Source organism: Streptomyces asiaticus (genome assembly GCF_018138715.1).
Classification (GTDB): Bacteria; Actinomycetota; Actinomycetes; order Streptomycetales; family Streptomycetaceae; genus Streptomyces; species Streptomyces asiaticus.
This window is the reverse complement of record NZ_JAGSHX010000006.1, coordinates 4,989,964-5,012,163: the sequence shown is the minus strand read 5'-3', so window position 1 is coordinate 5,012,163 and position 22,200 is coordinate 4,989,964. Positions and strand designations below refer to the sequence as shown.

The window sequence follows — 22,200 nt, the reverse complement described above, 5'->3', positions numbered from 1 at the left end:
GTGTGCGCATGGCCCTCGAACTCCGCACCCCACTCGCAGATTCCGACCTCTCCAACTGGACCGTCGCGCTCAACACCGGCTTTCTGCGTCCGCCGGAGGCACCGAAGGAGGAGGTGGAGCTGCGGCGGGAGCAGATGGATCTGTCCCGTACGCAGGGGGTCTTCGACGGGGACCGCTGTGTGGCCACCTTCCGCAGCTTCGCACAGCGGCTGACGGCGGTCGGCGGGGCGGATGTCGCGGCCGACGCGATCAGCAATGTCGCGGTGTCGGCCACCCACCGCCGCCGGGGGCTGCTCAGCCGGATGATGGAGCACGATCTGCGCGCCGCCAAGGAGCGGGGCGAGGCCGTGGCCACCCTGATCGCGGCCGAGTACCCGATCTACGGGCGGTATGGCTTCGGCCCGGCCACCTGGATCACCGAATGGCAGGTGGACGTCCCCCGCGCGGGCCTCGACCCGCGCCACTCGGCCCCGGTGGACGGCGGTCGGGTCGACTTCGCCGACGCCGACGAGGTGCGGAAGCTGGGCCCCGCCCTGCATGAGCGGCTGCGGGCCGAGCAGCACGGCGTCATCGACCGCCCGGACCACTGGTGGCGGATCAACACCGGTCAGCGGCAGTACCCCAACCGCCCCTGGACCGAGCCGTTCTACGTGCTCTACCGCTCCCCCGAGGGCTCGGTGGACGGGCTGCTCGCCTATACGGCGGACGACCGCTGGGAGGGCAACAAACGACCGCACAACACCGCCACCATGCTCGAGCTGACCACGGTCACCCCGGCCGCCGAGCGGGCGCTGTGGCACTTCCTGCTCTCGGTCGACTGGGTGACCCGGGTCAACACCGGCCGGCGCGCCCCCGATGATCTGCTTCCGCTGCTGCTCGGCGATCCCCGCGCGGCCCAGGTCACCATGTATGCGGACTGGCTGTGGCTGCGCCCGCTGGATGTGCCCCAGCTGCTGGAGACCCGTACGTACCCGGTCGAGGGCTCGCTGGTGCTCGAGCTGCGCGATGCCGCCGGGCTGGCCGGGGGCCGCTACTTCCTGGAGGCGGGCCCCGACGGCGCGGCGTGCGCGACCACGGGCCGTCCGGCCGATCTGACCATGGACATCGGCGAGTTGGGCACCCTGTGGCTGGGCGACGAGTCGGCGGTCCGGCTCGCCTCGCTGGGCCGGATAGCAGAGGAGCGCCCGGGCGCCGCCGCGCTGGCGGACCGGCTGCTGCGGACCCCGCGCCGCCCCTGGTGCCCCGATGGCTTCTGAAGCGCCTGGTGCTCAGCAGCTGGACTTGAGCAGTCGGCGGGCGCCCGTGCCCTGCTCGCCCAGCCGGTCGTAGGGGTTCGCCAGCGCGCACTTGTCGATCGACAGACAGCCGCAGCCGATGCAGTCGGTGAGGTGGTCGCGGAGGTTCTCCAGCTGTTCGATGCGCTCATTGAGGTCCGCGTGCCAGCACTCCGAGATCCGGGCCCAGTCCTCCTTGGTGAGGACGTGGTCCTCGGGGAAGAGCCCGAGGACCTCCCGGATCCTCGCCAGCGGGATGCCGACGCGCTGCGAGGAGCGGACGAAGGCCACACGGCGGAGGGTGTCACGGGTGTAGCGGCGCTGATTGCCGGAGGTGCGGCGGCTGTGGATCAGCCCCTCGCGCTCATAGAAGCGCAGCGCGGAGGCGGGCACCCCGCTGCGCTGCGCGAGATCGCCGACCGTGAGCTCATGGGTCTTCCAGGTCAGTTGCGTCATAGAGCCGAGGATAGCTTGACTTCAACCTTTGTTTAAGTCCGAGGCTCGTCCCATGACGACAGACACCGCCGTTCTAACGACGACCACCACGCCCGCGTCCGCCACCGACACCGACTCCCCCATCCGGCTCGCCATCATCATCGGCAGCACCCGCGACGGCCGCTTCGGACCGAAGATCGCGGACTGGTTCGCCGGTCATGCGGCGCTCCGCTCCGATATGACCGTCGATGTCGTGGACCTGGCCGAGACCCCGCTGCCCATGGCCCTCACCCACCGCCCCGGCCCCGAGGACGTCGCGGCCCTGGAGGCCGTGACGCCCCGGCTGGACGCGGCCGACGCGTTCGCCGTGGTCACACCCGAGTACAACCACAGCTACCCCGCCCCGCTGAAGAACGCGATCGACTGGCACTTCACCCAGTGGCAGGCCAAGCCGGTCGGCTTCGTCTCCTACGGCGGCATCTCCGGGGGGCTGCGCGCGGTCGAGCATCTACGGCCGGTCTTCGCCGAGGTCCACGCCGTGACCGTCCGGGACACGGTCAGCTTCCACAACGCGGGCGGGCTCTTCGGAGCGGACGGCCGGCTGAAGGAGCCCGAGGGTCCGGACACCGCCGCCGGGGCGATGCTCGACCAGCTCACCTGGTGGGCGCGAGCCCTGCGCACGGCCCGCGCCACCCACCCGTACGGCAGCTGATCCGCCCGGCGGCGCCGACCCCCGTTGACGGCGCCGCCGGGAACGCGGTGCACCGGCGTTGCGGCTCAGCCGACGTGGCGGCTCAGCGGCTCAGCCGGTGCGGCGGCGGAAGAGCACGCTCGACAGTCCGGCCGCCACCGCCAGGATTCCGCCGCACCAGACCAGGGCCTGCCAGGCGCTGTCACCGACCGGCCGGTCCAGCAGCAGCCCGCGCAGGGCCTCGATGACCGGGGTGACCGGCTGGTGCTCCGCGAACCCGTGCAGCCAGCCCGGCATGGTGTGGATGGGCACGAACGCGCTGCTGGGATACGGCAGGAACATCATCAGAAAGGTGAACCCGCCCGCCGCCTCCGGCGACCTGGCGAGCAGGCCGAAGCAGGCCGACAGCCAGGAGATCGCGAGGATGAACATCAGCAGGATCCCGGCCACGGCCAGCCAGTCGAGCGGACCGGCGGCCGGCCGGAAGCCGATGAGGAAGGCCACCCCGAAGACGATCGCGGTCGCGACGGTGTTGCGCAGCACGCTCGCGGCCACATGGCCCGCCAGGATCGGGGTGCCGCCGATGTCCAGCGACCGGAAGCGGTCGATGATGCCGCCGGTCATGTCATTGGAGACGGTGACCGCCGTGTTGGCCGAGCCGAAGCCCGCGCACAGCAGCATCACCCCGGGGACGACATAGGTGACGTACTCGGTGCCGGTGTGGATGGCGCCGCCGAAGAAGTAGACGAAGACCAGCATCAGCATGATCGGCAGCAGCATGGCGGTGAGCACCGCGTCGATATTGCGCCTGCTCAGCCGGATGGTGCGGCCGGTCAGAACGATCGCGTCAGACACCGGCCGCCTCCTTCTCGCCCGCGGCCTCACCGATGGAGCTCCCGCCCTCGCCGTTACGGCTTCCGCCCCCGGCGTCATGGCCGGTCAGGGCCATGAAGACATCGTCGAGCGTGGCGCTGTGCACGGTGAAGCGGTCCACGGCGCGCCGCCCGGGGTCGATCTCGTCGAGCAGGGCACGCACCTGGGCGGCGCTGCCGTCCGTCGCGACGCCCAGGGTCAGCCGGTCGGCGTCGCTCCAGACGAGCCGTACGCCGAGTTGGCGCGCGACCGTCTCGTACGCCGTGACATCGCCGAGCACGAGGTCCAGCCGCTGCCCGGCCACGCGCTCCTTGAGCTCGGCCGGGGTGCCCTCGGCCACCACCCGGCCGCCGTCCACCACGGCGACACGATCGGCGAGTTGGTCGGCCTCCTCCAGGTACTGGGTGGTGAGGAAGACCGTCACCCCGTCCGTCACCAGCCCCTTGACCACCTCCCACATGGCCTGCCGGCTGCGCGGGTCGAGTCCGGTCGTCGGCTCGTCGAGGAAGATCACCTCGGGGTGGCCGACCAGGCCCGCGGCGAGGTCGAGCCTGCGGCGCATTCCGCCGGAGTAGGTGCCCACGGTGCGGCGGGCGGCGCCGGTGAGGTCGAAGCGCTCCAGCAGTTCGTGTGCGCGGCCGCGGGCCTCGGCGCGGCCGAGCCGGGTCAGCCGCCCCATCATCCGCAGGTTCTCCTCGCCGGTCTGCATCTCGTCCACCGCGGCGTACTGCCCGGTGAGGCTGATGACGCGGCGGACCCGGCGGCGGTCGGCGACGACGTCGAGGCCCGCGACCCGGGCCCGCCCGGCGTCCGGTGGCGTCAGCGTGGCCAGGATCCGCACGGTCGTGGTCTTGCCCGCCCCGTTGGGGCCGAGCAGTGCGAAGACACTGCCGGGCGCGACCGACAGATCGACACCCCTGAGCACCTTCACCGCCCCGTAGGACTTCTCGAGGCCGCTCGCCTCGATGGCTGGTCGATGGGCCATGATTCCCCCGCTCCCCTTCTGCGTATGACATACACGCTACTGCGTAGGGTATACACAACTCTAGGATGGCGGTCAATCGAGCCACCCATCAGCGCACGTATCTACGGAGGGTCCCGAGGCCATGGCCACCGAGGAGAGCGGTACCGGCCTGCCGGCGAGCATCGAGGCCGCCTGGGGACTGCGGGAACGCCCGGGCAAGGGGCCCCGCCCCGGCCTGACCCTGGGCCGGATCGTCGACGCCGCCGTCGGCATCGCCTCGGCGGACGGGCTCGGCGCCGTCTCCATGAGCCGGGTCGCGGCCGAGCTGGGCGTCTCCACGATGTCCCTGTACCGCTATGTCTCGGCCAAGGACGAGCTGCTGACGCTGATGGAGGACGCCGCCTACGGCCCGCCCCCGCCCGGTGAACCGGCGGAGGACTGGCGGACCGGGTTCACCGGCTGGGCCTGGGCGCTGCGCACCGCCGTCGCCCGCCACCCGTGGGTGGTGAACGTACCCGTAAGCACCCCGCCCTCGACGCCCAACTCGGTGGCCTGGATGGAGCGCGGACTCGCCTGTCTGCGCCGCACCAACCTCAGCGAGGGCGAGAAGGTCTCCGTGCTGATGCTGGTCAGCGGCTTCGTCCGGAGCGAGGCGCGGATGACCTTCGACATCCTGGCGGCCCACCGGCGCAGCGGGCAGAGCCTCGAGTCCTCGATGGCGTCCTGGGCCAGGCTGCTGGAGAAGCTGACCGACGCCGAGCGCTTCCCGGCCGTGACGGCGGCGCTGCGGACCGGGGAGTTCGACACCCCGGGCGGCCCCGACGACGAGTTCGTCTTCGGCCTGGAGCGGATCCTCGACGGGGTGGAGGCGCTGATCAGCGCGCGGAGCTGACCGCCCGGACCTCTTGCGCGCTGACCGCCCGTACTCTTCTGCGCTGACCGCCCGGACCTCTTGTGCTCCGCGCACCCACGGGGGCTGGCCAGATTCTTGTACATCCTGGCCATCCGGCCACTCGTCGGCCCCGGGGCCGGTTTCCGAGCATGGTGGGCATGAACGTGCTGTGGATATTCGCCCACCCCGAACAGCGCTCCCTCAGCGCGGCGTTGCGCGACGAGGGGCTGCGCGCCCTGCGCGAGGCAGGCCATGAGTACCGGCTGTCCGATCTCTACGCGATGCGCTGGAACCCCGTGGTCGACGGCGCCGACTTCCGGCATGACGCGGACGAACGCCTCATCGTCGGGTCCGCCTCACGGCGCGCCTATGACGCGGGGACGCTCAGCGAGGACATCCGCGCCGAGCAGGAGAAGATCGCCTGGGCCGACGCGCTCGTCGTGCAGTTCCCGCTGTGGTGGTACGGCATGCCCGCCATCCTCAAGGGCTGGTTCGACCGCGTCTTCGTCAAGGGCTTCGCGTACGGGGTCGTCGGGCCGGACGGCCGCACCCTGCGCTACGGGGACGGCAAACTGGCCGGTAAGCGCGCCATGGTGGTGCTGACCGCCGGGGCACCCGAGGCCACCGTGGGGCCGCGCGGTGTCAACGGCGAGCTCGGCGATCTGCTGTTCCCGCTGCATCACGGCACCTTCTGGTACAGCGGGATGTCCGTGCTGCCGCCGTATGTGGTGTACGGCGCGGACCGGGTCCCGGCCGAGGCGTACGAAACCCATGCCGCCGAGCTGCGGAAGCGACTGGCCGCCCTGCCGACCGAGGAGCCGATTCCGTTCCGCCGCCAGAACGGCGGGGACTACGACGAGCGCCTGGTGCTCCGCCCCGACCTCCTGCCGGGCCGCACCGGCCTCTCCGTGCACTACGCACAGCCCCGCACCCCGGCCGCCGGAGGCGCCCAGGACACGCAGACCGCCGCGGGCGGCTAAGCGCTCCGCGGGAAGTGCCGCGAGGTGCGGTCGTTCATCCGCGGCTGCGTCGTGGCCGGTCGCGCAGTTCCCCGCGCCCCTTCGGGGCGCACCCGAACCGCACCGGACTTCAGCGAGGGCGATGAGGAGGGCGGCCACAGCTCCAGCCGCCAGTCGTTGCACCGCATCATCGTCCCCACCGGATACTCGAATTCGCACTCGCCGAGCAGCGTGAACCCGGCCTTGCGGCACACCCCGTTCGACGCGGGGTGGCCGACGGACGGATACGCGTGCAGATACCGATGGGTGTGCTGCGCCGCGGCCGCCCGGGCCACCTCCCTCGCGGCCGCGGCCGCGATCCCCCGCCCCTGGAACGGCGGCAGCACGGCCCAGCCGGTCTCGTACACCGACTCACCTCGCCACTCCCGCTCCCAGTACCCGATGCTGCCGGCCGTCTGGTCCCCCTCATGACCCTCATCCCCCTCGTCCCCCTCCGGCAGCACGACCCGGTACATCCGCCCGGCGCCCGGCCCGGTCAGCTCGGCATACCGCCGGTGGCGGACCAGGAGCTGCTCCTCGCTCTCCGGCCCGCCCAGGTGGCTCGTCATCTCCGGGCTGTTGACGCGGCGCAGCAGCCCGAGGCAGAGCGCGCTGTCCTCCCACGGCTCGAGCCGCACCCGGACCCCGCTCGCCCCACCGGACATCGGCCACCTCCCGCCGTCGGCGCACTCCACGCCCGCCTTCCATCATTCGACCACGGGGGTACGACAACGGCCTCGCGCCCAGGTCACGGCCTGTCCCGCCCCGCCAACCCGTCCCGCCCGGCCGCCCGCCCCGCCCGTCCCGCCCGGCGTCAGCCCGCCGACGCCACCGGCTCCAGCAGCGCCATGTCGTCCTCGCCGAGGGCGATCCGCGCCGCCGCCATGTTCTCCTCGATGTGGGCCAGAGAGCTGGTGCCGGGGATCTGGATGATCGCGGGCGAGCGGGCGAGGCCCCAGGCGAGGGCGATCTGATGCGCGGTCGCGCCGTGCCGCTCCGCGACCGTCCGCAGGTTCTCGCTCTCCAGGCCGGTGTGGCCGCCGCCCAGCGCGAAGAACGGCATATAGGCGATCCCGGCCGCGGCGCACTCGTCCACCAGCGCCCCGTCCGCCTGATCGAGCACCCCGAACCGGTTCTGCACCGCCGCCACGGGCGCGATCGCGCGGGCCTCGGCGAGCTGCTCGGCGCTCACATTGCTCACCCCGAGCTCCCGCACCAGCCCCTCGTCCCGCAGGGCGGCCAGCGCACCGAACCGCTCCCCGATCGGCACCCCGCCCACCGCCTTGAGCCGCCCCACCCGCAGGTGGACCAGGTCGAGCGCGTCCACGCCCAGCTGCCGCAGATTCTCCTCCACCAGCCCCCGCAGCTGCTCCGGCCGCGCCTCCGCGTACATCTCCCCGGTCGGGGTGCGCAGCGGCCCGATCTTGGTGGCGATGGTGAGGTGCTCGGGGTACGGGTACAGGGCCTCGCGCAGGATGTCGTTGGCCCGCTCGGTGGCGGAGAAGTAGAAGGCGGCGGTGTCGATATGACGGGTGCCCAGCTCCACGGCGCGCCGGGCGACCGCCACGGCCGTCGCCCGCTCGACGACGGGACCGCCCCACCGCCCCGGCAGCTGCATGGCCCCGAAGCCCAGCCGATCGGCCGGTGACGACGGGTGCGACGATGAGATCAAGGTTGAGAAGGATGAGGTCATGGGGCAGCATGCGCACCTTTTCGCCCCGACCACAAGATCAGCCCAGCCCTACGAAATCGGACCGGCCCGACAAGATCAGTTCAGCGCGGCGAGATCGGACCGGCCCGACAAGATCAGCTCAGCCCGACGACCGCTCCAGCAGCAGCGCCCGCTCACGGGCGTTACGGGTCAGGGCCGCCGCGCGGGCGAACTCCGCCCGGGCCTCCGCATGCCGTCCCAGCCGCTCCAGCAGATCCCCGCGGACGCTCGGCAGCAGGTGGTAGTCCTTGAGGACCGGTTCCTCCGCCAGCGCCTCGACCAGCTTCAGACCCGCCGCGGGCCCCTCCGCCATCGCGACGGCGACCGCCCGGTTGAGCTCCACCACCGGGGACGGGGTCAGCGCCATCAGCCGGCCGTAGAGGGCGGCGATGGCCGTCCAGTCGGTGTCCTCGTAGCGGATCGCCCGTGCGTGACAGGCGGCGATGGCGGCCTGGAGGGAGTACGGGCCCTGGCCCGCCCGCTGGAGGGCCTCGACGCCCCGGCGGATGAGCAGGCGGTTCCACTTGGTGCGGTTCTGGTCGGCGAGCAGCACCGGCTCACCGCCGGGGCCGGTGCGGGCCGCGATCCGGGAGGACTGGAACTCCAGCAGCGAGACCAGCCCGTGCACTTCGGGCTCCTGGGGCAGCAGCCCCGCCAGCACCCGCGCCAGGCGCAGCGCGTCCTCGCACAGCGCCGGGCGCACCAGATCGTCGCCCGCGGTCGCGGAGTAGCCCTCGTTGAAGACGAGGTAGACGACCTCCAGGACCGAGGAGAGCCGGGCGGTCCGGTCGTCGCCGTACGGCACCTCGAAGGGGACCTCGGCCTTGGCGAGGGTCCGTTTGGCCCGGACGATGCGCTGGGCGACCGTGGGCTCCGGGACCAGGAACGCGCGGGCGATCTCCTCCGTGGTCAGCCCGCCCAGCAGCCGCAGGGTGAGCGCGACCCGGGCCTGGGTGGACAGCACGGGATGGCATGCGGTGAAGATCAGCCGCAGCAGATCGTCGTCGATGTCCTCGGCGGTCCCGGTGAGATCCGCCGGATCGGGCGGTGAGACGTCCTCCAGGGCCCGCCCGACCTCCGCCAGCTTGCGTGCGTAGGTCTCCTTACGGCGTACGAGATCGATCGCGCGGTGCTTGGCGGTGGCCATGAGCCAGGCGCCCGGATTGTTCGGCACACCCGACTCCGGCCACCGCTCCAGCGCGGCGACCAGGGCGTCCTGCGCGAGTTCCTCGGCCAGCCCGACGTCCCGCACGATGCGGGCGACGCCTGCGATGATCCGCGCGGACTCGATCCTGAAGACCGTTTCGACCGTTCCGGCGATGTCAGCGGTTGCGCCACTCCGGGCGCTTTCAGCCGCTTTCGCCGCGTCGGCCGGGCTTGCTGCCGTCACGGCCACCATCAGAGCAGCCGTAAGGGGACGGAGCAAGCGTTACCGGCTCAGGGCTCGACAACCTCACGGACCTCGCAGGTGATGGTCCAGAACTCCTCATGCACCCGCAGGAACCGCTTGGTCCACTCCAGGGCCTCGGCCTTGTCCTTGGCCTGGAGCAGGGCGTAGCCGCCGATGACCTCCTTGCTCTCGGTGAACGGGCCGTCGGTGCAGCTGATCTTTCCGCCGGACCAGGTGACCCGGGTGCCGTCGGAGGTCGGGGTGAGCCCGGCCGTGTCCAGCATGACCCCGGCCTTGGTCATCTCCTCGATCAGCTCGCCCATCCGCTCCATGAGCTCGGGACTGGGGCCCTCGGCGGGGGCGTTCTGCTCATCGACGCGGATCATCGACAGAAAGCGCGGCATGGTGACTCCTCATGCGGAACGGGATCGGGATTTCGGAACGGAGGCCGGGGGCTTCCCCCGCCTCTCACCCCTGCGTCGAACGGGCACCGCCCGGATCGACAGACCTCACGAAACTTTTCGACGAGGTCGCACCTGTCCGTTCCCAAAAGATCTGAACGGATGAGGTGTCTCCGAGCTGGGCCTTGTCAGTTCTGCTGGGACGATTCCGAAGCCGGGCGGCCCAGTGGATCTGAACGGTGGTGAGCCTGCTTGTGGACGAGCTGGGGTGGCCCATTTGTTCTGTCGGACGGTGGGGCTGTGACCTGGAGTCTTTCAGTTCTGGTGGGACTAATCCCGTAGGGCGTCGTAGTCGTCCGGCGTCGTCACCAGCATCAGTGATCGTCCCAGGGAGTCGGTCCAGCGAAAGAGAGCGTCGTTGGAAAAGGCGTGGGAACGGAGTTTTTCGCGGAGGGTGGGGACGTTGAGCCTGTGCTCGGCCTCTGTGTAGACGGCGTCGATGGTGCGCCGGTGCTGGCTGAGGTTCGTCCATCGGCGAGGTGCCCGTAGTGCCCGCCAAACAGGATCGGCCACCATGCCCAGCAGCGTGACGAACTCTGGATAGGTGGCGATGTACTCCCGCTCGTCGACGCGTCGTCTGATGATGTTCCCGTAGACGGCTTCCTTGGGAGGGAGCCGGGTGAGGCGGTCGTTCCAGCGTGACAGCAGATGGGGTTGGTTCTTGTTCAGGAGCCAGGAGCGGACCAAGTGCTGCGCTTCCTTCGTTCCTGCTTCCAGGGTGTCGGGGAAGCGGCGGGCGATTCGTCGGTGGCGGTGCTGAGCGGTGACGAGCTCTGGGAGGTGGCCGACGCGGTAGTGGCGATTGCCGTCGACCCAGATGCCGTGTCGGCGGCAGAGCTGGAGATCGGCGGGGCGGTGGGCGAGGACGGGCCCGGTGATCCCGCGCCGATGCATGCAGTGTGAGCAGGCGACGTAGAGACGCCGACGGTAGCGGACGACGTCACCAGCGGTGCGCGCCTCAATCCTGGCGATCGCTGGTAGCAGCATCCGGAGGGTCTCGGGCGCAAGACCCGTCAGGATGGCCAGCCGTGGCAGAACCATCGGAGTCCAGCGCCATAGTGTGTCTGTCCGCTTGCCGACCTGCGCGTTTTTGAACGGTGTAAGGGCTTTCGCCAGTTGGCCCGCCGTCACTTGGTTGGCGGCGGCGAGGCGGTGCAGATACCAGCCGAAGACCTCCCCGTGGACCGGTGGCAGAGGAAGCGGCAGGAGTCGGACCGGGGTTTCCCAAGGCTCCATTGCTCAGGCTGCCTTCGGTCTGCGAGTGCGCTTGGCGCGGCGGTGATCAGGCTGGGACTGCTGGACGGCGTGGTCGAGCTCGATCTCGTCGAGCATGCGCTTGGTGATCTTTTCTGTGCCGGCGTCAATGGCGTCGACGGCGGCTTCGCGGATGAGCTGGGAAAGGCTGCCGATCAGCCCGCCGGTGCGTTCGTGGAGGTAACCGGTCATGGCGACCAAGGTGCCGGGGCGATGAGCGTGTAGTCGCAGGGAGTCTTCCATGGTCGCCACCAAGGCCTGCCAGTGCTCCTTGTCCGCGCGATTCTTGTGGCCGAAGGGCCGAGAGGGGATGACCGTGTAGCGGCCGGCGATCTGTTGCCCGCGGGTGCCTTGGAACAGGCTGCTGGTCTCGACGTCGAGACCAGCAAGCACGAAGGTGGCCGCGATCCGTTCCGAGAGGTACTTCAGCTGGTCGGATGCCTCGGCTCCGTGGCGGGTCGTCAGGTCGAGGTTGTGGATCTCGTCGACCAGGACGAGCGTGGTGCCGAGCTTGCCGAGCAGGTCGCAGACGGCGTTGGTGATCTGGACCTGGCTCATGCGGTGCTCCAGCGGGACGCCGAGGAATCGGGCGAACTCGCCTGCGAGCATCTTGGGGGTGGCGGCTGGGGGAACGGTGACGAAGACGACTGGCAGTCCGCCGACGGCGGCGGGGTTGCGACGCCGGGTGATCTGTTCGACGTTCTTGCCCAGCTGAGTGATCGCGGTGGTCTTGCCAGTGCCGGCCGAACCGGACACGATCAGGCCGCGCCGGGCGGAGACCTGGTGCCGGTTGAGCACGATGCGTTTGCGGCCGGTGGTGACGACGCCGCGGATCGTGGGGGTGTTCACGATGACGGATCGTGTGTGGTAGTCGATCCGCGCCTCTTTGTAGGACTCCAGTTCGTCCTCGTCCAGGACTGTTCCGGGTGGGAGGGACGGTGGGGGCTCGGGGTTCTCGTCGACGAACGCCCGCCAGCCTTCCTTCGTGGTCAGCGACGCCTGTGGATTGGCGATGTCCTGTGGCGGCGCCTGACTCACAGGCGGCTCCCGTCAGTGAAGGCGTCGAAGACGCCGAAGGGGATGACGTTCGACGGCTGTTCCAGGACGGTGGTCTCATCCTCGGTGTCTTCCGGAGCAGGTGCCTGTGGCAGCGCGTCCACGGGCCGAGCGGGCTCCAGGGCGGCGCGGGTGCGGGCCGCGATCCGGCGGTCCGGCCCGCTTTCCGCCCGGGTCAGCAACTGGTCTACTGCGGCGGCCACGGCGGCCTGGTCGGTGTCGTCCCGGCACCGCATCGCGAGCAGGTCCCGGGCCCGACGCCAGGTGAAGTCAGCGAACGGCGCGGAGACCAGGTGTCGGTGTGTCCACGGAACAGTGATCCACTCTCCGGTGCGCGCGTCGCGTACCCAGACCTGGGACAGGTCGTAGGGGTCGTAGTGGACCTCCCAGAGCCCGCCTTTGGCGGTCACTCCCGAGGAGCGACGCCGTAGACGGTTCAGTCCGGGGCAGTTGTAGGTGCGGTGGTCGATGCGGATGCCGTAGTCATTGACCGACCGCCAGAGTGCTGGCAGCAGCTCCAGGTAGTCGGGGCCGCTCAACGGCATCGGCAGGTAGCCGGTGCGGGAGACCAGCAGGGCATATGCGTCGTTGGGAGACATGGGCTGGCCCGGTAGGAACGGGCTGCGCAGTCCTTCATGTGACCGTTGCTGCCAGCAGGCCACGATCCACTCCTGCAACAGGTCGTCCAGTTCCGCGAGCGTCCATACGGCCTCGACCCCGGCGCCACGGCGGGTCGTGTTCGAACCGGTGTAACCAGGGATGTGCTGGCAGAACAGCGTGTTGATCGAGGAAAACGTCCGCTCGACGATTCCCTTGTCAGTCGGGGTGCCCGGGCGGGACGGCTGGACGGAGATGCCCAGCGACCGGCAGGCGGTCAGGAAAGTGTCGGAGACGAACACCTTGCCGTGATCGATGCCGATCGTCTCCGGCACGATCACCGGCTTGGCGGCCGCCTGCTCCAAGCGGGCGTCGATGTCCAGCAGCCTTCGGTGGGGGATCAGCGTCGCCGACATCGCCAGCGCGTCCGACCAGCCGGGCCGCAACGGCTCCGGGACCAGCATCTTGGCCAGCAGCAGCGCGGCGTCCACGGCCTTGGTCCCTGCCGGTCGCAGCACCGCAGCGCAGATCGACCTCGTTGCCACGTCGACGGCGATCGTGAGCTCCGGGCGTCCGCTCACCCCGTCCTCCAAGACCACCATCACGTCCAGCGGTGTCGTGTCCATCTGCACCATCTCGCCGGGGCGGCAGGCCGAGGAAGGGGTGAACGCTCCTGGCGGGCGGCGAGCCGCTGACCTGCGGGATGTGGCCTCATCGAAGGCGTGCGTACCCTCGCTCATCGCTTCGACGAGCCGGTAGAACGCCGACTTCGACGGCATCGCCACTGTGCCCGGCCCATGCCGTTCCGCCAGCAGCGCCTCCACCCGCCGACGTAGCCGGCCGCGGGTGCCAGTGGACTCGTTCGTCGTCGCGGCCAGGATCTCCGTGACGGCGGCCACGACCCGGTCATCGGCCCGTCCCGTCGGTGAGGACAGACGAGTCGCACGGTGATCGACCAGGCCCCACAGACCCTGCTCGCGGTAGCGCCTGCGCATCCGCTGAACGGTCCCCACACTTGCCTGCCAGCCGATAGCCCGCAGTTCCGCCGCCTTGGCCGCCACCCGCTCCTCCACCGTGTGGCGGGCCGGGTCATATTCCGGACGAGGTAGGGCTGTGGGGTCAGCATCCAGCGGCCTGCCGAACTCCACCTCGGTCACATGCCGTTCCCAGGCTGCCGCCTTCTCGGCCTCCCGCTCCGGCACGATGTCCAACAACGCGAACGGCGGCATGCGGCCCTGATCGGTTCCCTGGCCGATGAGCTCAAAGCCTTCCGAGACCAGTAGATGCGACAGCAACACCAGGCTCGCCGACCCGGCTTCGTCGAGGAGCCGCACTGTCGTCCCGGACAGGCCCACGACCGTGTGCAGCCGGTCATCCATGCGCACCCGATCCCCGACCCTCAACGCTGCCCGTGCCCCTGGGTGCCCGCTCACCGGGCCTCCGCACGTGACACCAGCGTGGCATCCGCCAGGGGGTGCGACAGATCCGCTGTCAGCCGTCCCAGCCAGAGCAGGTGGAACACCGTCGGCAACACCGCGATGGGATCACCGAGCAGCGCAGCCTGTGTCACCAGCGGCGACGGCATCGAGAACAGGGCGAGCGACTGGGTGGCGAGCCCCTCATCGGCCCCGTGTCGTGGATGCCGGTATCCCGCCAGCCAGCGGACGTTCGCCATCCGCACCGGATCCACCTCGCCGACGACGCGGTATCCCCACCCCGCCGCCTCACAAGCCGCCCGTGTCGCCGCGAACTTGGCCGCCGACCGTGCGTCGATCCGGTCCAGGGGTCGGCAGTCCACCACCAGCCCCCGCCCGTCCTTGAAGCGAGCGAAGTAGTCCGGAGCGTGCGAGACCCGCTTGCCCCGCTCGTCCTCCCAGAACAGCCACAACGGCTGCGACAGCAGCCCCATCACCTGTGGCGTGAAGTCGAGCAGCATCGCGTGATCCCGCTCCAGCCAGGACTCGAATCCCACGTGCCCACCGGTCGTCGACGACCAATACAACCCAGGGAAATGCCGCTGCCCGCGATATGACGGGAAGTCGCGGACCGGCCGCCCGGCCTCGAACGGCACCGAGACCGCATCCGCCAACGGCAGCCGATGTTCGCCCTGGTCGTCTCGCCAGCCGACCTCGAAGCCGTCTACTTGTGACGGCTTCGTCCCCTCCAGCACACCCAGCCCCATGTATGCCACTTTGCAGACCGGCAGGGACTGGGCAGCTCGAATGGGACCAAACCCCTCGTCCAGGTGATTACACAGTCCGGCGCGATCCCCCGTCGCTGGGCAGCGTTATGAAGTGGTGGCGGCGCAAGCCCCACCTCCCGTGGACACCGACCCCCGACCTCGCTCACATTCGGCAGGAGTTGAGCGTCACGTCGACGGCCGGGTGAGTTTGGCGGCCACGGCGTCGAGGACCCAGTCCAAGCCGGTCGCGAAGGATGTCTCGGCGTCCACATCCGTGCCGTCGTACACGGCCTTGGCCAGTGCCGGGAAGCGGCCGGTGGCCAGCATTCTTGTCACATGCGGGCCGTGGGCGCGCTGCCAGTCGTGCTTGGACAGGCCCGTGGCGCGCTCGGTCCGTAGGTTCGTGATCTCGCGCCTGATCGCGCCGGTGAAGTAGGCGCTGACCGTCTCCACGGCTCGCATGACGGTATCGATGTCGGTGAGGTCGTCGAGGGCGACCAGCGTGGCCTCGGTCACGGCGAGGCCGTTCGGGCCCAGGGCCGGGCGGCGGCCGAGCAGGTCGGCCAGCCATTCGTGACGGAGAGCTGCCTGCCTGGTGCGGTGGGCGAGGATGCGCAGCGCCTCCCGCCAGTCACCGGGCTGTTCCTCGGGGAGAATCTCGGCGTAGACCTCGTCCACCATGAGGTCGAACAGCTCCTCCTTGGTGGAGATGTATCCGTACAGCCGCATCGGACCGGCATTCAGCCGGCCGGCGACCTTGCGCAACGACACCGCCTCCAACCCACCTTCGTCGGCCAGCGCGATGGCGGCGGCCACGATCCGCTCCCGGTCGAGCGGCACGGGGCGAGTCGGCGGCTCCGGTCGGTCCCACACAGTCATGGGCACATCGTACTGTTGCGATGCAGTGCATTGGAGAAATACAGTGTATCGACATGAGATACCGCATCGCTGTGGTTGGGGGCGGCCCTGCCGGCCTTGCCTTCGCCCGTGTCCTGCACCGCCATGGCCACCCTGTCACCGTTCTCGAACGCGATCCCGCCCCCGACGCTCGACCCCCGGGCGGCACGCTGGACCTGCACGAAGGGATGGGCCAGCTCGCGCTGGACAAGGCAGGGCTGCTGGCGGAGTTCCAGGCGCTGTCTCGTCCCGAGGGGCAGGCCATGCGCATCCTGGACACGGCCGGGACCGTCCTGCGCGACTGGCGACCCCGTCCAGATGACCGGGCCAATCCCGAGATCGACCGTGGGCAACTCCGTGACCTGCTACTCGGCCCTCTCGACGTCCAGTGGGGCCGGGGCGTGACGCAGGTGGTGCCGGGGACCCAGGATGGCGTACTGGTCCACTTCGCGGACGGGCGGCAGGAGACGTTCGACCTCGTGGTCGGCGCGGACGGCGCCTGGTCCCGGGTCCGCCCGGCGGTCTCGTCGGCGACACCGCACTACACCGGCGTCACCTACGTCGAGACCTCCCTCGACGACATCGACACCCGCCACCCCGACCTCGCCCGGCTGATCGGCGACGGTTCCGTAGCTGTATACGGCGCGAACCGAGTACTCGTCGCCCAGCGCAACAGTGGCGGCCACGTCAAGGTGTACGCCCAGTTCCGCGCGCCGCTGGACTGGCACGCGAACCTGGACCTGGCCGACGTCGAGGCCGTGCGATCGGGTCTGCTGGCTCTGTTCGACGGCTGGGCCGCTCCCGTCCGCAACCTCCTCCGCCCCGGCACCGCTTTCGTCCACCGCCCTCTCTACGTTCTGCCCGTGTCCCACACCTGGACCCACGTCCCCGGGGTGACGCTCCTGGGCGACGCCGCCCATCTGATGCCTCCGTTGGGAGCGGGCGCGAACCTCGCGATGCTGGAGGGCGCCGAACTCGCCGAGTCCATCGCCACCGGCCCTGGGGATCTGGATGAGGCCGTCCGCGCCTTCGAGGAACAGATGTGGGCACGGGCCGGCAAGTGGGCGAAGATCACGACGGCCGGTCTGGAACGCCTCGTGAGCTCGGACCCCGCCGAAGCCCTCGCCCTCTTCGACGAAGTACAGCCATCCTGACTGCCAAGCGCGAGAGTGCCAGCACCAACAGCTCGCCACGGTTCCACGAGGTAGTACGGCACCGCCGCGGCCCCTTCCGACAAAACCACCGCCGTTAGGCGAACGCACGGACGCCTGCGCTGAACATGGCCCTCAAACCGCCCGCCAGAATCCGGTTCGCCACTCCTCGCGGGCCGGTGGGGCAGCTCGCTGCGCAGGTTGTCCGGGACTCGTTCACTTCGCACCGCAGACCCGGCGGGAAACTGCAGATATACCGGGAACGGACAGCACCGACGCGCTCACACCCGACGGCCTCCGCATGACACGCGCCACTATTGCAAGCATATGCTTGCAATAGTTAGCACACCTGGTGCAGCATCGAGGCATGGCATCACTCAACGTCGGCAACCTCGGCGAGTTCCTGCGCGAGCAGCGGCGCACCGCGCAGCTGTCGCTGCGGCAGCTGGCCGATGCGGCCGGGGTGTCCAATCCGTACCTCAGCCAGATCGAGCGCGGGCTGCGCAAGCCGAGCGCCGAGATCCTGCAACAGCTGGCGAAGGCGCTGCGGATATCCGCCGAGACCCTGTACGTACAGGCGGGGATCCTCGACGAGCGGGACCGCGAAGAGACCGAGGTGCGCAGCGTGATACTCGCCGACCCCTCGATCAACGAGCGGCAGAAGCAGGTCCTGCTGCAAATCTACGAGTCCTTCCGCAAGGAGAACGGGCTCCAGACCGCCTCGGACAACGCCTCCGACACCCCCGACACCGGCGCCGACGTCGCCGCACCCTCGAACTGATCCGGGAGGACCATCACCATGGCCATCACCGACGACGTACGCAAGACCCTCACCGACCCGACCCCGCTGTACTTCATGGCGGGCACGGCCGACATCGCCGCCCAGAAGCTCAAGGAGGTGCCGTCGTTCGTCGAGAAGATCGTCGCGGAGGCCCCGGAGCGTCTGAACGCGGTGCGCAACACCGACCCCAAGGTCGTGCAGGAGCGGGTCTCCCAGCAGGCCAAGGGCGCCCAGGACAAGCTCACCGAGATGCTGGGCACGCTCGACACCGACATCAAGCGGCTGCGCGACACGGCGCAGGAGCTCGCCCTCCAGGGTGTGGGCCGGGCCGCCGAGCTCGCCGTGAAGGCGCGGGAGCGGTACGACGAGGTGGCCGAGCACGGCCAGGAGGTCGTGCGGACCTGGCGCGGTGAGGCGGCCGACGAGGTCGTCGACATCGCCGACGCGATCGAGCCCAAGGGGGAGCGGGACGGCCACGCCGCCCGGTCCAAGGCGCCGTCGCACTCGGTCGCCATGGACTCGTCCAAGGAGGCGCCGAAGTCCCCCGCCAAGCCGGCCACCCCGGCCGCGTCGAGCGGCTCCGGCCACTCGGGCACTCAGACGTCCGCTGCCTCGTCGGCCTCCCAGGCCAAGAAGGCCCCGGCCCGCGGCAACAAGCCCGCCACCGCCGCCAAGAAGCCGGAGCCGAAGTCGGCCGGCTGACGCGTGCACGTCCACGACCGGGCCGGGTACGGCGGGTATAGCCTGCGTGCCCGGCCCGGTGGGCGGGTACGGTGGCCCGCAGAGACGCTTCCCATACATATCTTCTAGGCGGTGGACGGCGTGCTGGTTGAAGGCTTCGGCAAGCTGATGTACTGGGTCTCCTGGGCCCTGCTCCTCTTCAGCCTCTTCGCCTTCGTCGACTCGGCGATCCGCCGGGAGGACGCGTATCGAGCGGCGGACAAGCAGACCAAGGCATTCTGGTTGATCATCCTCGGTCTCGCGGCCGCGGTGAACTTCTTCATGGGGATCCTGGACTTCCTGCCGATCATCGGGCTGATCGCGACGATCGTGTACATCGTCGACGTCCGGCCCGCGCTGCGGCAGGTCTCCGGCGGTGGCCGCCGCTGGCCGCGCGGCCGCGGCTCCAGCTCGGACGGCCCTTACGGCCCCTTCAACGGCCGATAGCGGGCACGAGCTCAACGGCAGACAGCGGGCACGAGCGCCCTCATCACGAGCGGCCTCATCACGAGCACCTTCGTAACGAGCGACCTCATAACGGGCCGCGGCCGACCGGTCAGCCGCGGTCCAGCAGCAGCACCGCCAGATCGTCGGTCAGCTCCCCGCCGTTCAGCGACCGCACCTCGGTGACGGTCGCGTCCAGCAGTTCCTCACCGCGCCGTCCCTCCGCGACCTGGCGCGCCACGATCTCGACCATCCCCTCCTGGCCGAGCCGCTGCACCCCCTGCCCGACGCGGCCCTCGATCAGCCCGTCGGTGTACATCATCAGGCTCCACGCCCCACCGAGCTCGACCTCGCGGCGCGGCCAGCGGGCGTTCGGCAGCAGGCCCAGTGCCGGGCCGTTCTCGTCGGTGGGCAGCAGCCGGGGCGCCATGCTCGGGCGGATCGCCAGCGGTGAGGGGTGCCCGGCCAGGCAGACCCCGGCCCGGCGGCCGTCCGGGGAGATATCGACCGTACACAGTGTGGCGAAGATCTCATCGTCGGCGCGTTCGTTCTCCAACACCTGCTGAAGGGTGCCGAGCAGCTGATCGCCGCAGAGCCCGGCGAAGGTCAGGGCGCGCCAGGCGATCCTCAGCTCCACGCCGAGGGCGGCCTCGTCCGGACCGTGGCCGCAGACATCGCCGATCATCGCGTGGACCGTGCCGTCCGGGGTGCGGACGGTGTCGTAGAAGTCCCCGCCGAGCAGGGCCCGGCTGCGGCCGGGCCGGTAGCGGGCGGCGAAGCGCAGCCCCGAGCCGTCCAGCAGCGGGGTGGGCAGCAGTCCGCGCTCCAGCCGGGCGTTCTCCTGGGCGCGCAGCCGTGACTCGGTGAGCTGGCGCTGGGCGAGGTCGGAGCGTTTGCGCTCGACGGCGTAGCGGATGGCGCGGCTGAGGATCCGGCCGTCCAGCTCGCCGCGGAAGAGGAAGTCCTGGGCACCCACCCGCACCGCCTCGGCGGCGCGCTCGGCGTCGTCCTCAGCGGTGAGCACGAGGACGGCGTGCGCGGGCGCGAGCCTCAGCACGTCGCGCAGCGTGGCCAGCGAGTCGACGCCGTCGTGGCACGGGCCCGGCAGGGCCAGGAGGATGCACTGCACCCCGTCGGTGAGCAGCCGGCTGGCCTCGGTGAGGTTGCGGGCCGTACGGATGCGGACCCGGTTACCCTCGGTGTCCAGCATCTCGGGAACGTTGAAGGCACCGGACGGATCGTCCTCGATCACCAGCAGGGTGAGCCCGTTGTCGGGCAGGGTGGCGGGACCGGCTGACTGGGCCGGGGCCTCCCGTTGCCTCGGCACGGGTACGGACATCGCTCGATTCCTTCCCTCCCCCCGAGGGCGCGCCCCACCGACCGGTGGAGCGCAAGTGGGATTCCGGTACGCACACCGACTGGTCGGTTTCAGCGGCGTCAGGGTGCGGGTACCGGATACTGCCAGGCGACCTTAGCGCTAGGCGGCCGTTTCACGGAATGACCTCCAGGCACCGACTTTTGTCATATGCCGCACGTCATGCGGCACTTGGCGGCCCGGGAGACAATCCCGAGATGACGAACATCACGCTGGCGCTGGGCGATATCACAGAGCAGAGCGTCGACGCGGTCGTGAACGCGGCCAACTCCTCCCTGTTGGGAGGGGGTGGCGTCGACGGAGCCATCCATCGGCGGGGCGGACCCGACATTCTGGATGAATGCCGCGATCTGCGCGCATCCCGCTACGGCAAGGGACTTCCGGCCGGTGAGGCGGTCGCCACCACGGCCGGCCGGCTGCCCGCCCGCTGGGTGATCCATACGGTCGGACCGGTCTTCTCCGCGACCGAGGACCGCTCGGCCACCCTCGCCTCCTGCTACCGCGCGTCGCTGCGGGTCGCCGATGAACTGGGCGCCCATACGGTGGCCTTCCCGGCCGTCTCCACGGGCGTCTACCGCTGGCCGCTCGACGACGCGGCCCGGATCGCGCTCACCACCGTGCGCGATACGGACACTTCGGTCACCGAGGCCCGTTTCGTCCTCTTCGACCAGCGCGCCTACGACGCCTTCGAGACGGCCCTGAACGAGCTGCCACCCGCCTGAGCCCCTGGTGGCCGGTGGCTACCGCGCGTCCGGCCGCACCACGCCCAGAATCGGCATCGAACCCGCGCCCGCGACCGTCACCTGGCGGCCGGGGCGGGGCGCGTGGATGATCGCGCCGCTGCCCACGTACATCCCCACATGGCTCGCGTCCCGGAAGTAGATGATCAGATCGCCCGGGCGCATGTCCTTCACGCTCACCTTCGGCAGCAGCCGCCACTGCTCCTGCGAGGTCCGCGGGATCGCCCGGCCGGCCGCCGCCCACGCCCGCTGGGTCAGCCCCGAACAGTCATAGGTGTTCGGGCCCACCGCGCCCCACACATAGTCCTTGCCGAGCTGGTCCTTCGCGAAGTCGACCGCGCGCCCGCCCTTCGCGGTGGCGCCGCCGCCGAGCTCCCGCAGTATCCCGGTGTCCAGCCACTTCGCCTGCGCGCCACGGGCCTTGTCCTCCTCCAGCCGGCGCAGCCGCTCCCGCTCGTCCTTCGCCAGCCGGGACTCCAGCCGCTGCGCCCGGGCCAGCTTGCGCAGGATCTCCTTCTTCGCGGCCGCCTTCTTCGCCCGGCTCCGGTCCAGCCGCTCCCACTCCTGGGAGGCCGACTCGGCGTAGCGGTCCAGCGCCACCTGGGTGCGCGCCAGACGGCCGATCAGACCGTGGGTCGCCTTCTCGCCCTTGCGCGCGAGCGCGACGCCGTCGAGGAACTCACCCGGGTCGCCGTTGAGGAACAGCCGCGCCTCCGCGGGCATCCCGCCGCCGCGGTACTGGGCCCGGGCCATCGCCCCGGCCCGCTTGCGCAGTCCGGCCATCTCCTTCTGGGCCTTCACCACGGCCCGGGCGATCCCCAGGATGGACTTCTCCTGCCGGGCCTGCTTCTCCCGCGCCAGGTTGTACGCGTCGGTGGCCGACTCCGCCTTGCGGTAGAGCCCCTCGACCTCCTGACGAACCGCCTCCAGGCTCCGGTCCCCGGTCCCGCCGCCACCGGCCCCGCCCCCGCCGCCCGGCGTCGGCCCCGGCTCGCCGGGCGCGGCGTACGCCGTCTCCGGCACGGCCGACAGTCCCAACGCGCAGACGAGCGCGGTGGCCGCGGCGACGCTCACACCCCTCCCTCTCCCGTCCCGCCTCACCCGCGGTCTCCTCTCGTTCGGCTCCGGCCGTGCGCGCTCCTGTCCCCGCTAGCGCGCCGGACCTGACGTACCGGCACGTAGGGACGGATAGTGACATGCCGTACCGCAATCCGACAGAGACACGCGGTGGTTACGCCGCCAGCCACCCCGATCCGGTTCACCGGACGGGTGCCGCACAGGTGTCGGACGGGACTCGGGCGACCTGCGCAAGGG

At 70.5% G+C, this 22,200-nt stretch carries 22 protein-coding genes and 1 pseudogene; 9 read left to right on the top strand and 14 right to left on the bottom strand.

Features of this window, described 5'->3' with window-relative positions:
• The first annotated feature begins 8 nt into the window (after positions 1–8).
• The gene (locus KHP12_RS28675; RefSeq protein WP_086882277.1) at positions 9–1,256 is read left to right on the top strand and encodes a GNAT family N-acetyltransferase; all 1,248 of its coding nucleotides are present in this window, start codon (positions 9–11) and stop codon (positions 1,254–1,256) included.
• Between the two features lie 12 nt (positions 1,257–1,268).
• Here the strand turns inward: KHP12_RS28675 and soxR are convergent, their stop codons facing one another.
• Positions 1,269–1,730 (bottom strand): redox-sensitive transcriptional activator SoxR, encoded by a 462-nt coding sequence (gene soxR / locus KHP12_RS28670; RefSeq protein ID WP_037955001.1) that lies wholly within the window; start codon positions 1,728–1,730, stop codon positions 1,269–1,271.
• Between the two features lie 52 nt (positions 1,731–1,782).
• On the opposite strand from soxR, the gene KHP12_RS28665 reads away from it, so the two are divergent.
• Positions 1,783–2,421 (top strand): NADPH-dependent FMN reductase, encoded by a 639-nt coding sequence (locus tag KHP12_RS28665; protein ID WP_086882276.1) that lies wholly within the window; start codon positions 1,783–1,785, stop codon positions 2,419–2,421.
• A gap of 90 nt (positions 2,422–2,511) precedes the next feature.
• Here KHP12_RS28665 and KHP12_RS28660 read toward each other — a convergent pair whose 3' ends face one another.
• Positions 2,512–3,255: an ABC transporter permease gene (locus tag KHP12_RS28660; RefSeq protein WP_086882275.1), complete on the bottom strand. Its 744-nt coding sequence runs from the start codon at positions 3,253–3,255 to the stop codon at positions 2,512–2,514.
• On the bottom strand, positions 3,248–4,258 hold the full coding sequence (locus tag KHP12_RS28655) for an ATP-binding cassette domain-containing protein (RefSeq protein ID WP_211833902.1): 1,011 nt from the start codon (positions 4,256–4,258) through the stop codon (positions 3,248–3,250). Before KHP12_RS28655 ends, KHP12_RS28660 begins: the two co-directional genes overlap by 8 nt.
• Positions 4,259–4,379: 121 nt before the next feature.
• Between KHP12_RS28655 and KHP12_RS28650 the strand changes: the two genes are divergently transcribed.
• On the top strand, positions 4,380–5,129 hold the full coding sequence (locus tag KHP12_RS28650) for a TetR/AcrR family transcriptional regulator (RefSeq protein ID WP_086882273.1): 750 nt from the start codon (positions 4,380–4,382) through the stop codon (positions 5,127–5,129).
• 158 nt (positions 5,130–5,287) lie between these two features.
• Positions 5,288–6,109 (top strand): NAD(P)H-dependent oxidoreductase, encoded by an 822-nt coding sequence (locus KHP12_RS28645; protein ID WP_086882288.1) that lies wholly within the window; start codon positions 5,288–5,290, stop codon positions 6,107–6,109.
• Between the two features lie 137 nt (positions 6,110–6,246).
• Here the strand turns inward: KHP12_RS28645 and KHP12_RS28640 are convergent.
• The 9 genes and pseudogenes from KHP12_RS28640 to KHP12_RS28600 form a co-directional block, all read right to left on the bottom strand.
• Positions 6,247–6,792: pseudogene (locus tag KHP12_RS28640) on the bottom strand (GNAT family N-acetyltransferase); the annotation flags it as partial.
• Positions 6,793–6,941: 149 nt separating this feature from the next.
• A complete protein-coding gene (locus KHP12_RS28635; RefSeq protein WP_210609634.1) occupies positions 6,942–7,820 on the bottom strand; it encodes an aldo/keto reductase in 879 nt (292 codons plus the stop codon).
• Positions 7,821–7,938: 118 nt separating this feature from the next.
• Positions 7,939–9,228, bottom strand: a complete 1,290-nt coding sequence (locus KHP12_RS28630) for an RNA polymerase sigma factor (RefSeq protein ID WP_308289516.1) — start codon at positions 9,226–9,228, stop codon at positions 7,939–7,941.
• A 47-nt stretch (positions 9,229–9,275) separates the two neighbouring features.
• Positions 9,276–9,632 carry a YciI family protein gene (locus KHP12_RS28625; protein ID WP_086885451.1) on the bottom strand — a complete coding sequence of 119 codons (357 nt, stop codon included), beginning with the start codon at positions 9,630–9,632 and terminating at the stop codon, positions 9,276–9,278.
• A 327-nt stretch (positions 9,633–9,959) separates the two neighbouring features.
• Complete coding sequence (locus KHP12_RS28620; protein WP_086885452.1) at positions 9,960–10,925, bottom strand: TniQ family protein; 966 nt, start codon at positions 10,923–10,925, stop codon at positions 9,960–9,962.
• 3 nt (positions 10,926–10,928) lie between these two features.
• Positions 10,929–11,981, bottom strand: coding sequence for an AAA family ATPase (locus KHP12_RS28615; protein WP_086885453.1), 1,053 nt, complete (start codon positions 11,979–11,981; stop codon positions 10,929–10,931).
• Complete coding sequence (locus KHP12_RS28610) at positions 11,978–13,975, bottom strand: TnsB C-terminal domain-containing protein (RefSeq protein WP_167442746.1); 1,998 nt, start codon at positions 13,973–13,975, stop codon at positions 11,978–11,980. The genes KHP12_RS28615 and KHP12_RS28610 overlap by 4 nt, the downstream gene beginning before the upstream one ends.
• Positions 13,976–14,025: 50 nt before the next feature.
• On the bottom strand, positions 14,026–14,778 hold the full coding sequence (locus KHP12_RS28605; RefSeq protein ID WP_086885455.1) for a TnsA-like heteromeric transposase endonuclease subunit: 753 nt from the start codon (positions 14,776–14,778) through the stop codon (positions 14,026–14,028).
• A gap of 186 nt (positions 14,779–14,964) precedes the next feature.
• Entirely contained in the window at positions 14,965–15,657 is a 693-nt protein-coding gene (locus KHP12_RS28600) for a TetR/AcrR family transcriptional regulator (protein WP_086885456.1), read from the bottom strand.
• 53 nt (positions 15,658–15,710) lie between these two features.
• Here KHP12_RS28600 and KHP12_RS28595 point away from each other — a divergent pair, with 53 nt between their 5' ends.
• The 4 genes from KHP12_RS28595 to KHP12_RS28580 all read left to right on the top strand — a co-directional run bounded on the left by KHP12_RS28595 (position 15,711) and on the right by KHP12_RS28580 (position 18,774).
• Entirely contained in the window at positions 15,711–16,829 is a 1,119-nt protein-coding gene (locus KHP12_RS28595) for an FAD-dependent oxidoreductase (RefSeq protein WP_086885457.1), read from the top strand.
• 364 nt (positions 16,830–17,193) lie between these two features.
• Complete coding sequence (locus KHP12_RS28590; RefSeq protein WP_037954988.1) at positions 17,194–17,607, top strand: helix-turn-helix domain-containing protein; 414 nt, start codon at positions 17,194–17,196, stop codon at positions 17,605–17,607.
• Positions 17,608–17,625: 18 nt separating this feature from the next.
• Positions 17,626–18,309, top strand: a complete 684-nt coding sequence (locus KHP12_RS28585; RefSeq protein WP_086885630.1) for a hypothetical protein — start codon at positions 17,626–17,628, stop codon at positions 18,307–18,309.
• Between the two features lie 120 nt (positions 18,310–18,429).
• Positions 18,430–18,774, top strand: a complete 345-nt coding sequence (locus tag KHP12_RS28580; RefSeq protein WP_037955086.1) for a DUF2516 family protein — start codon at positions 18,430–18,432, stop codon at positions 18,772–18,774.
• A gap of 109 nt (positions 18,775–18,883) precedes the next feature.
• On the opposite strand, the gene KHP12_RS28575 is transcribed toward KHP12_RS28580, so the two are convergent.
• Entirely contained in the window at positions 18,884–20,110 is a 1,227-nt protein-coding gene (locus KHP12_RS28575; protein WP_037954984.1) for a PP2C family protein-serine/threonine phosphatase, read from the bottom strand.
• Between the two features lie 233 nt (positions 20,111–20,343).
• On the opposite strand from KHP12_RS28575, the gene KHP12_RS28570 reads away from it, so the two are divergent.
• Complete coding sequence (locus KHP12_RS28570) at positions 20,344–20,868, top strand: O-acetyl-ADP-ribose deacetylase (RefSeq protein ID WP_086885629.1); 525 nt, start codon at positions 20,344–20,346, stop codon at positions 20,866–20,868.
• Positions 20,869–20,886: 18 nt separating this feature from the next.
• Here the strand turns inward: KHP12_RS28570 and KHP12_RS28565 are convergent, their stop codons facing one another.
• Positions 20,887–21,960 (bottom strand): C40 family peptidase, encoded by a 1,074-nt coding sequence (locus KHP12_RS28565; RefSeq protein WP_308016905.1) that lies wholly within the window; start codon positions 21,958–21,960, stop codon positions 20,887–20,889.
• Positions 21,961–22,200: the final 240 nt, after the last annotated feature.